The sequence below is a fragment of the Afifella sp. YEN Y35 genome, assembly GCF_047553465.1.
Classification (GTDB): Bacteria; Pseudomonadota; Alphaproteobacteria; order Rhizobiales; family Afifellaceae; genus Afifella; species Afifella aestuarii.
The window spans coordinates 3,951,342-3,963,078 of the sequence record NZ_CP180203.1; the positions used below are offsets into that span (position 1 = coordinate 3,951,342).

The following is an 11,737-nucleotide window of genomic DNA, read 5'->3' on the forward strand; positions in this document are numbered from 1 at the left end:
GCCAGGATGATGGAGCACGGTTCACACATATATATCGACCGCCGCGCCGAGCCGGATATCTATGTCTCGCTGGTCAATTCCCTCTACAGCTCGATGCGATCTCTCGTCGCAGGGGCGATCGGGGGGACGGCGGCCGTCCTTGTCACGGCGATCCAGATCGGCGGGTTGCCTCTCTATGTGTGCGCCGCAGTCATTGCCTTTGTCGGTTTCGTGCGCGTGGCGGTCGCCTATGCCTTCCGCCGTCGTGGCGGCGATACGCTGCCGGTGGAGCGGCCGGTTTTGTGGGACGTGCTCTACGGCATCGGGGCGTGCGCGTTCTCCTTTCTCCTCGGCGTCTGGTGCTACATCTGTCTGGCGTTCTATGACGATGTGACCGCGCAGCTGGTCGCCGTGTCGGTGACGATCGGCTATTCCGCCGGGATCGCCGGGCGCAATGCGGGCCGTCCGCAGCTCGTCTCTCTGCAAATCCTGTTTGCCTGTCTGCCGCTCGTCACCGGTTTCGTGGTGCAGGGCGAGCCGCCTTATCTGGCGCTCGGCATGCTCCTCGCCTTCTTCTTCTGGAGCATGCGCGGCGTTTCGATTTCCATCAGCGAGACGCTGCTTGCGGCTCTGCGCGCCGAAAAGGTGATGACGCTGCTTGCAGGCCGGCTCGAAGCGGCGCTCTCGAGCATGTCGCATGGTGTGCTGATGATCGATGCGGATCAGAAGCTGCGGGTTTACAATCAGCGCGCTCTCAGCCTCCTCGGCCTTCACCCCGAAGTCATCCGGCATGGCATGCCGATCGGCGAGTTGGTTCAAGCCTGCGTGCGCGAGGGCGTCTTCTCGCGCTCGGAGCTGAAACGGCTGCAGGAGGAGTTCACGGTCGGGCAGACCTTGCAGCTCGTTACCAACGATCGCCGCACCATCTCTCTCACCAGCGAGCCCGCGAAGGACGGCGGCTTCGTCATCGTCGCGGAGGACGTGACAGAGCGCAAACGCACCGAAGCGCGCATCTCCTATATGGCGCATCACGACGACGTCACGGGCCTGCCCAATCGCGTCCGCCTGAAAGAGGAGCTGGAGCAGTTCCTGCGCAAGAGCGCCGAGGCAAACTCGTCCTTTGCGGTTTTCTGCGTCGATCTCGATCACTTCAAGAGCGTCAATGATACGCTCGGTCATCCGGTCGGCGACAGCCTGCTGCGCGCCACGGCGCGGCGGCTCGCCTCCATGACGCGCAAGAGCGATCTTCTCGCCCGGTTCGGCGGCGACGAATTCGTGCTTCTCGCCTCAGGCGTCACCGACGCCGAACAGGCGGAGCAGTTCGCGACGCGGATCATTACGGCCTTGTCGCGTCCTTATGCGCTCAACGGCCACAGCATCGTTGCCGGTGCGAGCGTCGGGGTGGCCTTTGCGCCCAAGGACGGTTCGAATGCCGATGCGCTCATCAAGAACGCCGACATGGCGCTCTACCGGGCCAAGGCGAACGGGCGCGGCACGTTCTGCGTCTTCCAGCCGGAAATGGATGTGCGCGCGCAGGAGCGCCGCTCGCTCGAGATGGAATTGCGCAGCGCCTTCGCCAACGAAGAGCTGGAGCTCTACTATCAGCCGCTCCTCAATGTGCGCAGCCGGACGATCTCCACCTGCGAGGCGCTGCTGCGCTGGCCGCGGGCGGGGCGGGGGATCGTGTCGCCCGGCGAGTTCATCCCGCTCGCCGAGGAGATGGGGCTGATCGTGGAGATCGGGGACTGGACGCTGGTGCAGGCCTGCCGCCAGGCCGTGCAATGGCCGGAGGAGATCCGTGTCGCCGTCAATGTCTCGCCCATGCATTTTCGCCGTGGCGACATCGTCCGCTCCGTCGAGGCGGCCCTGAAGGATTCCGGGCTGCCGGCCGACCGGCTGGAGATCGAGGTCACGGAATCGGTGCTGCTCGAACAGACCGAGCGCACGCGCCAGGCCCTCGGGGAACTCGCCGAGATGGGGATCCGCATCTCGCTCGACGATTTCGGCACCGGCTATTCGAGCCTCGCCTATCTGCAGAACTACCCGTTCCACAAGGTCAAGATCGACCGCTCCTTCCTCTCCGGCCTCGATGCCGATCCGCAGCGTCTGATCATGCTGCGCGGTGTGGCGCGACTTTCCGCCGAGCTCGGGCTTGCCGTGACGCTCGAAGGCGTCGAGCGCGACGATCAGCTCGCCATCGTCATGGCGGACGGCTACGTCGACGAGGTGCAGGGCTTCCTGATCAGCTGCCCGGTGCCGGCGGAGAAGCTTGGCAGGCTTTTTGCATCGCGGAAGGAGAAGCAGGCGGCGGCCTAGGTCCAGCCGCCTGCGGCCCAGGGAATCTCAGCCAAATCACGATTTTGCGGTGCAGCACGGGTTTTCATTTCACAGGTTAAATGTTAACCTTAACAAAGCGTTGCGTGCTTGCCGGTACCCTAAAGTTTATATTAACGTCATGAAGAATTTTGTAATAAGTGTCAGTGTTCCTCTGCGGCGGGGGGTGGAATATGGCCAGACTTGAAGCGGCGGCGTGCGAAGTCCGCGGCGAAGATATTGTCGGACATGAGCGGACAGCGCGTACATCTGGTGCAGTTGATGTCGCGATGCCGGCGAAAGGTTCGGTAGAAAGTGTTCGAGCCGCGGTTTCCGAGATTGCGGAGGACGTGCGGGAGGTCGTTCTTTCTTTCGAGGCCGAGAGCGCGACTTTGTGGTCGACCATGGTGCCGCCGGGCCGGCCGTGCTTTACGCGGCGGCTGGTGAGCGAATACATTCACCTGTTCCAGTCGCTGAATGCGCGCTTCGCAGATGCGGAATCGCTCGCTCTCAAATACATCGTCTATCAATCCGGAACGCCGTCGATCTTCAGCCTCGGCGGTGATCTCGACCTTTTCTCGCGGTTGATCCGGGCGCGGGACGAGGAGGGGCTGCGCGATTATGCGCATGCCTGCGCCAAGATGACCTACCTCAATTCGATCAGCGCCGATCTGCCGATCGTGACGATCGCGCTGGTGCAGGGGCAGGCGCTCGGGGGCGGGCTGGAATCGGCGCTGTCCTGCAATCTCATCGTCGCCGAAAAAAGCGCGACCTTCGGGTTGCCCGAGGTGCTCTTCAATCTCTTCCCCGGCATGGGCGCCTATTCCTATCTGAGCCGCAAGGTGTCGAGCCGGATCGCGGAAAAGCTGATGCTGTCCGGGCGCACCTATTCGGCGGCCGAGATGCTGGAAGCCGGCGTCATCGACGAGGTGGTGGAGGACGGCACTGGCGAAAAGGCCGTGCGCGACCTGATCGAGCGCTCGCAACGGCGCCACAACGCGCAGGTCGGCGTGTATCGCACGCGCCGCCGCGTCATGCCGCTCAGCTACGAGGAATTGCGCGACGTCACGGATATCTGGGTCGAATGCGCGCTCGGCATTACGGATCTCGATCTGCGCAAGATGGAGAAGCTGGTGAAAGCCCAGGACCGGCTCAAAGGCGCCGTGGCCATGCCCGCAGCCGCGCATTCATGAGGATGATCCATGCCTCTTGCTGAATTGAGACTGACGCGCGGGGCGCTGTCGGACGCGAAGCTCGACATTCTGGCGCGCGATCTGACTGCGATTCTCCTGGAGCACCAGGGGGCGCGGCCGGGCAGTGCCGTGGCGCGCTCGATCACGCGCCTCGAAGTGACGGAGTTCGAGCCGCGCCGCACCTATGTCGGCGGCAATCTCTCCAATGCGCCGTGCTACCGGCTCTCCTACACGGTGCCGCTCGGCGCCCTGAACGAGGAGAAGAAGCGCTCGCTCGTGGAAAAATCGACGAACGCGATCCTGGCCGCGGAAGGCACGCCTTTCACCGAGGACGACGCCTACCGGGTCTGGTGTCTGATCGACGAGGTGCCCGACGGGAACTGGGCGAGCGCGGGCAAGATCTGGCGCTGGCGCGACATCATGCGCTGGGTCGCCCGGCGCGAGATCGCGGCGCGGCGACAGGAGCGCGATGCGGGCGACGGCCAGCTTCCGGAGCGGGAGCGCAAGACGGGCAGAGCCGGGATCGCGGCCTGAATCTCCCGCAAGCTCGATCTCCCGCAAGTTCAGACCTGTTGAAGCCCGGCCGGCGCGCACGGAAGGTGCCGCGAGGCTTGAGCCGGCCGGTTGTTCTGGCAGGCGCCGCGAGATCGTCCTGACCTCATGCGACATGGGCCGCCGCGAAACGGGCGCCAAAGCGAGACAGGTCAGAGATGAAAAAGGGGATGCGGGCGGGCCGAAGAGGTTTGCACCGTCGTGGCCGGAAGAGGCGCTGGAAGGACCGGGGCGGCCCTGCGCCCCGCGGGCCTTTTTCTGTCCTTCCGGCTGGCCCTCAGACCGAGAGCCGGAAGGACCGGATGAGCGTTCGAAAAGGCTCTAGAGAGCGCCTTCCTGCTGGCCTTTCAGGCGCGAAATCTCGTCCTTGAGTTGCAGCTTGCGCCGCTTCAGCTCCGCGACTTCAAGATCGTCGCTGGCCGGGTGGGCCATGGCTTCCTCGATCTCTTTTTCGAGTGCCTCATGGCGCCGCTCAAGCTCGGCAAGGCGCGCTTCAAGGGGCATTTGCGTCTCCATCTATGGTGGGGGAGTTAAAGTGTGACATAGCTTCACCACTCTGTCTAACGGAGTGGCAGGGTCCGTTAATATCTGCTGATCATTTGATCACGCATTTTTTTCGCTTCAAGCTGCGGCTTTTCGAACCGTACGCTGGCATCCGCGGCCGATAGGCTGCATGAGACAATTCCTCGTGATAGATTGCCGCCCCTGGAGGTGATGATGGATGGTAGCGACAACGTCGTGGAGCTGACGCAGAAGGAGATCAGGGCGGAGCTTGCTCTCTTGCGTCAGGAACACCGCGATCTCGATCATGCCATCGAAGCCCTTCATACGGCCTCGCCGCAGCCCGATTACCTGCAATTGCAGCGCCTGAAGCGCAAGAAACTCTCCTTGAAGGACCGTATCCTGGCGCTCGAAGACAGGCTTCTGCCGGATATCATCGCGTAAGGTCTGCCGGGCGCAAGACCTGGTGGAGGGCGCGGTGTTTGCGGCAGGTTCGTCCGCATGACGCGCTCACTCTTTGCCTGATATTTGGGCCGGTCCGTCGTCTTGCGGGAGGCTTCCGCATTCGTTAATCCGGCGTCTTTCCGGTTTTCTTTCCCTGACAACGCGGACATTGTCGCCTTGACCGCATCATCTTCCGTTCCCGTCGCACTCGTCATGGGCAGTCGTTCCGACTGGGCCACCATGCAGCGCGCGGCCGAAAAGCTCGACGAGCTCGCCATCGGCTACGCGGCGCGCATCGTCTCCGCGCACCGCACCCCGGAGCGGCTCTACGACTTCGCCAAAGGGGCCGAAACGAGCGGCTTCAAGGTGATCATCGCGGGGGCCGGCGGGGCGGCGCATCTGCCCGGCATGGTCGCTTCCCTGACGCGCCTGCCGGTGCTCGGTGTGCCCGTGCAATCGCGCGCTTTGTCGGGGCAGGATTCGCTTTATTCGATCGTGCAGATGCCGGCCGGCATTCCGGTGGCGACCTTTGCGATCGGCGAGGCCGGCGCGGCCAATGCGGCGCTCTTCGCCGCCTCCATCCTGTCGCTCGGCGATGCGGCTCTGGCGGAGCGGCTCGCAACCTTCCGCCTGCGGCAGAGCGATGCCGTCGGCGAGGATCCGCGCGATGACAGCTGACCACACAGGGGCGCTCGCGCCCGGCGCGACCATCGGCATTCTGGGCGGGGGCCAGCTCGGGCGCATGCTGGCGGTCGCCGCCGCACAGCTGGGCCTCTCCACGCATGTCTTCTGTCCGGATCCCGACAGTCCGGCCTTCGACGTCTCGGCGCATTACACGGTCGCCCCTTATGACGATCCGCGCGCGCTCGAAGCCTTTGCGGCCGACGTCGACGTCGTCACCTACGAGTTTGAGAACATCGCCGTCGATGCGGCGGAGCTGCTTGCGGCGACCTGCCCGGTGCGGCCCGGACCGCGTGCGCTCGAAGTGGCGCAGGACCGGCTCAACGAGAAGAGCTTTCTGACCGGCGCCGGCGTGCCGGTCGGCCCCTATGCGGCGATCGACGATCTCGACGGGCTCAAGGCCGCGCTTCAACACCTGAAGACGCCGGCGATCTTGAAGACGCGCCGCTTCGGCTATGACGGCAAGGGGCAGGTGCGCATCGACGACGCCAAAGATGCCGAGGCGGCCTATGAGGCGATCGCGCGTGCGCCGGCGGTTCTGGAAGCCTTCGTGCCGTTTTCGCGCGAAGTCTCGGTGATCGCGGTGCGCGGGGTGAACGGCGAGACGGCGGTTTACGACGTGCCGGAAAACGTCCACCGCAACCATATCCTCCACACCTCCACCGTGCCGGCCAATATCTCGCTCGCGACGCGGCAGAAGGCGGCGGAAATCGCCGCCACCATCGTGACCGAACTCGATTATATCGGTGTCATCGGCGTCGAGCTCTTCGTCATCGAGGTGAAGGGCAGCGAGCTGCTCCTCGTCAACGAGATCGCGCCGCGGGTGCACAATTCCGGCCATTGGACACGCGATGCCTGCGTCTGCTCGCAGTTTGAAAATCATATCCGGGCGATCGCCGGCTGGCCGCTCGGGTCCGTCTCCCGCCACAGCGATGCGGTGATGACCAATCTCATCGGCGAAGAGGCCGAGGATTGGCAGGCACTTGCGGGCGAGAACAATTGTTGCCTGACGCTCTACGGCAAGCGCGAAATCCGGCCGGGACGTAAGATGGGGCATGTGACGCGGCTTCAGCCGCTTACCAAGGCGCCTTGCTAAGCCCCGCAAAGTGTGGTGCAAGGCCGCCGATCTCTCGACAGGATTAGCGATGAAAATCAGCGGTAACGACATCCGCCCGGGCAATGTCATCGAATATGACGGCACGCTCTGGGTGGCGGTGAAAACCAATAAGGTGAAACCCGGCAAGGGTCCGGCCTACAACCAGGTCGAACTCAAGAACCTGATCGACGGGCGCAAGCTCAACAATCGCTTCGGTTCCGACGAAAAGGTCGAGCGCGTCCGCATCGAAACCAAGGACTTCCAGTTTCTCTACAAGGATGGAGACGTGCTGGTGTTCATGGATTCCGAGAGCTACGAGCAGATCAATCTCGCCGAGGAATTCGTCGGCGAGCGCGCCGCCTTTTTGCAGGACGGCATGACCGTGACGCTCGAAATGCATGAAGAGAGGCCGATCGGCATCGCGCTTCCGGACCAGGTGGTGCTCGCCATCACAGAGACCGAGCCGACGATCAAAGGCCAGACGGCCGCGTCCTCCTACAAGCCGGCGATGCTGGAAAACGGCGTGCGCGTGATGGTGCCGCCCTTCATCACGGCCGGCGAGAGGATCGTCGTCGACACCAACGAGATCGCCTACGTCAAGCGGGCCGAGTAGGTACGGCTCACACGACATGGCAAGATCGGCAATTCTCAATGTGATGGTGCGCGCCGCCACCAAAGCGGGGCGCGTGCTCGCCCGCGACTTCGGCGAGGTCGAGCACCTTCAGGTGTCGCGCAAGGGGCCGGCGGATTTCGTCAGCGCCGCCGACCGGCGCGCGGAGGAAATCATCCGCGAGGAACTGGAGCGCGCGCGCCCCGGCTATTCCTTCCTGATGGAGGAATCCGGCGAGACAATCGGGGAGGATCCCCAGCACCGCTGGATCGTCGATCCGCTCGACGGCACCACGAACTTTCTGCACGGCATTCCGATGTTCGCCGTCTCGATCGCGCTCGAGCGCCAGGGGCGACTGACGGCGGGTGTCATCTACAATCCTGTCACGGACGAGCTCTATACCGCGGAGCGTGGGTCAGGAGCCTTCTTCAACGATCGACGCCTGCGCGTCGCCCAGCGCCGCATTTTTGCGGAGACGGTTATCGCGACTGGAATCCCGCATTTCGGCCGCGGCGAGCATGGGCCGTATCTGCGCCAGATGGCGGCGGTCATGGCGGAGGCCGCCGGTATCCGGCGGTTCGGTGCGGCTGCGCTCGATCTCGCCTGGGTCGCCTCCGGCCGCTTCGACGGCTTCTGGGAGAGCCATCTGTCGGCCTGGGACATGGCGGCGGGCATTCTCCTCATCCGCGAGGCGGGCGGCTTCGTCACCGATATCAAGGGCGGGGACGCGATGCTCACCTCCGGCACCATCGTTGCCGGCAATGAGGCGGTGCACCAGCATCTCGCCGGATTGCTCAAGGGCGCTGGCGGATAAATCGCCGGAATCGGCCGCGACTGTTTCGTCCTTCCGGCAAATCACGCTAGATTGGACCAAAGCGCGGCCGAACCCTGGATAATATGGCGAAAGAATACGATCCCTACCGGCTCTCTTCGCCCCGAATCTTTCTGGTTCGGATGCTCATCTTTCTGGTGATCGCGGCCTTCGTGCCGCTCATCCTGTATCGCCAGATCGCCGTCGGCTTCATGTCCAATCCGGGCCTCAACGGGCTCATCATCGGCGTGCTTCTGATCGGCGTGCTGCTCGCCTTCCGAAGCGTCATCATGCTGATGCCGGAAGTCAAATGGGTGAATTCCTTCCGCCGGCAGGAAGCCGGCTTTTCGGAGGATTCGCCCAGGCTTCTCGCGCCGATGGCGACGCTTCTGCGCGACCGACGCGAGGCGATGCTGTCGACCTCCACATGGCGCTCGATCCTCGATTCCATCGCCACGCGGCTTGATGAAAACCGCGAGATCCTGCGCTATCTGACGGGGCTTCTCGTCTTTCTCGGGCTTCTCGGTACGTTCTGGGGGCTGTTGCGCACCGTCGGCTCCGTCAGCGAGACGATCCAATCCTTGCGGGTCGATTCCGGCGAGGCGGGGGTCATCTTCGAAGATCTCAAGGCCGGGCTCGAAGCGCCGCTTTCCGGCATGGGCATCGCCTTTTCGTCCTCGCTCTTCGGCCTTGCCTCCTCGCTCGTCCTCGGCTTTCTCGATCTCCAGGCCGGGCAGGCGCAGAACCGCTTCTACACCGAGCTCGAAGACTGGCTGTCCACGATGACCGACCTCGAGGATTTCGACCTCGAGGATGCGGAGACCGGCAATACGGTGCAGGAGATCCGCCTCGCGGTCGAAAGGCTGTCGCGCAATATGGAGGGCGGAGGACGGCCCTCGATTGCGGCGATGGCCAATCTCGCGGAAGGCATCCAGGGCCTCGTCCAGCATATGCGCAACGAGCAGCAGATGGTGCGCGACTGGATGGAGGGGCAGGCCGAGCAGCGCGAGTATCTGCAGAACACGCTCGATGCCATCGCCGAGCGGCTCGGCCATGACGGGGCCGAGGCCAAGACGCGGCGGATGCGCGAGGAAGACAAGCCCTATCCGCAGCGCATGCCGGGCCTGACGGAAACCGGCAGGGAGCGCTGATCCATGGCGCTCGCGCGCGCACGGCGCATGCAGCGCACGGATTACTGGCCGGGCTTCGTCGACGCCATGGCGACGCTTTTGCTCGTCTTCGTCTTCCTGCTCACCGTTTTCTTCATCGCGCAGTTCTTCCTCTCCCAGGAGATTTCCGGGCGTGACGAGGTGTTGAACCGCCTCAACGCGCAGATCGCCGAGCTGACCGAGCTTCTGGCGCTGGAGCGCACCGACAATCGCGACATGACGGAGACGATCGCCTCATTGCAGGCGAGCCTTTCGAGCGCCGAAGGCGAGCGCGACCGGCTGCAGGGGCTGTTGTCGTCCTCATCGGGGGCCGCCGGCGAGGCGGAGGAGCGCATCTCCGGGCTCACCAGCGATCTTGCCAACGAAAAAGAGGTGAGCCAGCGCGCGCTGGCGCAGGTGGAGCTTCTGAACCAGCAGCTTTCGGCACTCCGCCGGCAGATCGCGGCCCTGGAAGATGCGCTCGAAGCCTCCGAAACGCGCGACCGGCAGAGCCAGACCAAGATCGCCGATCTCGGCCGACGGCTCAACGTGGCGCTCGCCCAGCGGGTGCAGGAGCTGTCGCGCTACCGCTCCGACTTTTTCGGGCGTCTCAGAGAGATCCTCGCAGGGCGCTCCGACATCGAGGTGGTGGGCGACCGCTTCGTGCTGCCGGCCTCCGTGCTCTTTCCGACGGGCACGGACGAGATCACCGATTCCTTCAAGCCCGATCTCAACGAGCTTGCGGACGCCATCAAGGAGCTGGAAGCGGAGATCCCGAAAGAGATCAACTGGGTGATCCGCGTCGACGGCCACACCGACAAGCGACCGGTTTCCGGCACAGGACGCTTCCAGTCGAACTGGGATCTGTCGGCGGCGCGCGCCATTTCGGTCGTGCGCTATCTGATCGACCAGGGGGTTTCGCCGCAGCATCTCGTCGCCGCCGGATTTGGCGAATACCAGCCGCTCGATGAAGGCGAGAGCGAAGAAGCCTATCGCAGGAACCGCCGCATCGAGCTGAAGCTGACGGAGCGGTGAGGGGCGATCGAGCGTCTCGACCTGGAGGATTGTCACTGATGGCGATCCATTTCGAAAAGGCCTTTGGCGTCAGCGCCGAGACCTTGCTCGCATGCAGGCGGCGCATGACCTCGCCGAGGTGCGGCTGCGCGACGACGAGATCAAGGCGGAGCGTCTCACTCGGACGGCCTGAGGCACTCCCGGCTGCTTGACCCGCATCAAGGCTCAGCCGCCCGCTGCCTGCTAGCTTCCGCTGTGAAGCTGACGGAGGCATACGATGCTTTCGAGGCGCAATATCATCGTCGGTTCCGGTGTGGTTCTCGCCGGGGCGGGCCTTGGCTATTCTCTCTGGCCGGGCACCGACCCGGCCTATGCCGCGGCGGTGGACGCCTCGCGACGGAGGCTGGACGTCGAAGCCGCGGGAGCCGCGTCTGGCGCGGGGGATGGTGAGACATTTTCCGGCCTCATCCGCTATGCGACCCTGGCCGCGAACAGCCACAACACGCAGCCCTGGCTCTTCGGCGTCTCCGGCCGCGAGATCCGCATCGCGCCGGATTTTTCGCGCCGCTGCCCCGCGGTCGATCCCGAGGACAGGCATCTCTTCGCTTCGCTCGGCTGCGCTGCCGAGAATCTCGTGCTGGCAGCCGGCGCGGCGGGCTTTGCCGCGGAGGCGCGCTTCGACGACGACGCGCAGGCGGCCGTCATCTCGCTGACGCCCGCAGCTCCACATAGCTTGCCGGCGTTCGAGGCTATCCCGCGCCGGCAATCGACCCGCGCGCCTTTCGATGTCTCGCCCCTCTCTGCCGAAGAGCTTCGCGCCCTGGAGGGGGCGATCGACCGGCCCGGCGTGCGCACGCGGTTCCTGACCGCCCGAGCCGAGCTCGACGAACTGAAAGACTTCGTCGTCTGGGGCAACACGGCGCAATGCGGGGACGCGGCCTTCGTCGAGGAGCTTCGAAGCTGGGTGCGCTTCAACGAGAGCGATGCGGTGCGCCGGCTGGACGGACTCTTTGCCGGCGCCTCGGGCAATCCCGTGACGCCGCGCTGGCTCGGGCGAGCGATCTTTCCTTATGTCTTCACCGCCGCGGCGGAGAACCCGAAATATGTCGCCCAGATCGACGGGGCGGCCGGTGCACTCGTTCTTTTCGCCGAGAAGAACGATGCGGCTGGGCTCTTCGCGGTCGGGCGCGCCGCGCAGCGCTTCATGCTGGAGGCGGAGGCGCGCGACATCCGCACGAGCTTCGTCAACCAGCCGGTGGAGGTCGCCTCGGTCCGGCACGCCTTCGCGTCCTGGCTCGGCGAGGGGCTGAGACCGGCGCTCGTCCTCCGTTTCGGCCGGGGTGCCAAAGTGCCGATGTCGCTTAGAAGACCCGTCGCCGCCGTGACGGTGTGAGG

At 64.5% G+C, this 11,737-nt stretch carries 12 protein-coding genes; 11 read left to right on the top strand and 1 reads right to left on the bottom strand.

Annotated elements, in window-relative coordinates; translation table 11 throughout:
- The first annotated feature begins 6 nt into the window (after window positions 1–6).
- The 3 genes from ACK8CP_RS18775 (at window position 7) to ACK8CP_RS18785 (ending at window position 4,019) form a co-directional block, all read left to right on the top strand.
- Window positions 7–2,295 (top strand): putative bifunctional diguanylate cyclase/phosphodiesterase, encoded by a 2,289-nt coding sequence (locus tag ACK8CP_RS18775; RefSeq protein WP_234629072.1) that lies wholly within the window; start codon window positions 7–9, stop codon window positions 2,293–2,295.
- 191 nt (window positions 2,296–2,486) lie between these two features.
- Complete coding sequence (locus tag ACK8CP_RS18780) at window positions 2,487–3,485, top strand: crotonase/enoyl-CoA hydratase family protein (protein ID WP_414832821.1); 999 nt, start codon at window positions 2,487–2,489, stop codon at window positions 3,483–3,485.
- A 9-nt stretch (window positions 3,486–3,494) separates the two neighbouring features.
- Entirely contained in the window at window positions 3,495–4,019 is a 525-nt protein-coding gene (locus ACK8CP_RS18785; RefSeq protein WP_234629070.1) for a tautomerase family protein, read from the top strand.
- A gap of 339 nt (window positions 4,020–4,358) precedes the next feature.
- Here ACK8CP_RS18785 and ACK8CP_RS18790 read toward each other — a convergent pair whose 3' ends face one another.
- Window positions 4,359–4,541, bottom strand: coding sequence for a YdcH family protein (locus tag ACK8CP_RS18790; protein WP_128290971.1), 183 nt, complete (start codon window positions 4,539–4,541; stop codon window positions 4,359–4,361).
- 213 nt (window positions 4,542–4,754) lie between these two features.
- Here ACK8CP_RS18790 and ACK8CP_RS18795 point away from each other — a divergent pair, with 213 nt between their 5' ends.
- The 8 genes from ACK8CP_RS18795 to ACK8CP_RS18830 all read left to right on the top strand — a co-directional run bounded on the left by ACK8CP_RS18795 (window position 4,755) and on the right by ACK8CP_RS18830 (window position 11,735).
- The gene (locus ACK8CP_RS18795; protein ID WP_092816487.1) at window positions 4,755–4,982 is read left to right on the top strand and encodes a YdcH family protein; all 228 of its coding nucleotides are present in this window, start codon (window positions 4,755–4,757) and stop codon (window positions 4,980–4,982) included.
- A gap of 213 nt (window positions 4,983–5,195) precedes the next feature.
- Window positions 5,196–5,660, top strand: coding sequence for a 5-(carboxyamino)imidazole ribonucleotide mutase (purE, locus tag ACK8CP_RS18800; protein WP_234629400.1), 465 nt, complete (start codon window positions 5,196–5,198; stop codon window positions 5,658–5,660).
- Window positions 5,650–6,759, top strand: a complete 1,110-nt coding sequence (locus ACK8CP_RS18805; RefSeq protein ID WP_414832822.1) for a 5-(carboxyamino)imidazole ribonucleotide synthase — start codon at window positions 5,650–5,652, stop codon at window positions 6,757–6,759. The genes purE and ACK8CP_RS18805 overlap by 11 nt, the downstream gene beginning before the upstream one ends.
- A gap of 49 nt (window positions 6,760–6,808) precedes the next feature.
- Entirely contained in the window at window positions 6,809–7,372 is a 564-nt protein-coding gene (efp, locus tag ACK8CP_RS18810; protein WP_234629067.1) for an elongation factor P, read from the top strand.
- Window positions 7,373–7,388: 16 nt separating this feature from the next.
- Complete coding sequence (locus ACK8CP_RS18815; RefSeq protein WP_234629066.1) at window positions 7,389–8,183, top strand: inositol monophosphatase family protein; 795 nt, start codon at window positions 7,389–7,391, stop codon at window positions 8,181–8,183.
- Between the two features lie 83 nt (window positions 8,184–8,266).
- A complete protein-coding gene (locus tag ACK8CP_RS18820) occupies window positions 8,267–9,331 on the top strand; it encodes a flagellar motor protein MotA (protein ID WP_234629065.1) in 1,065 nt (354 codons plus the stop codon).
- Between the two features lie 3 nt (window positions 9,332–9,334).
- Entirely contained in the window at window positions 9,335–10,363 is a 1,029-nt protein-coding gene (locus tag ACK8CP_RS18825; protein WP_414832823.1) for a peptidoglycan -binding protein, read from the top strand.
- A gap of 256 nt (window positions 10,364–10,619) precedes the next feature.
- Window positions 10,620–11,735 (top strand): Acg family FMN-binding oxidoreductase, encoded by a 1,116-nt coding sequence (locus tag ACK8CP_RS18830; protein ID WP_414832824.1) that lies wholly within the window; start codon window positions 10,620–10,622, stop codon window positions 11,733–11,735.
- Window positions 11,736–11,737: the final 2 nt, after the last annotated feature.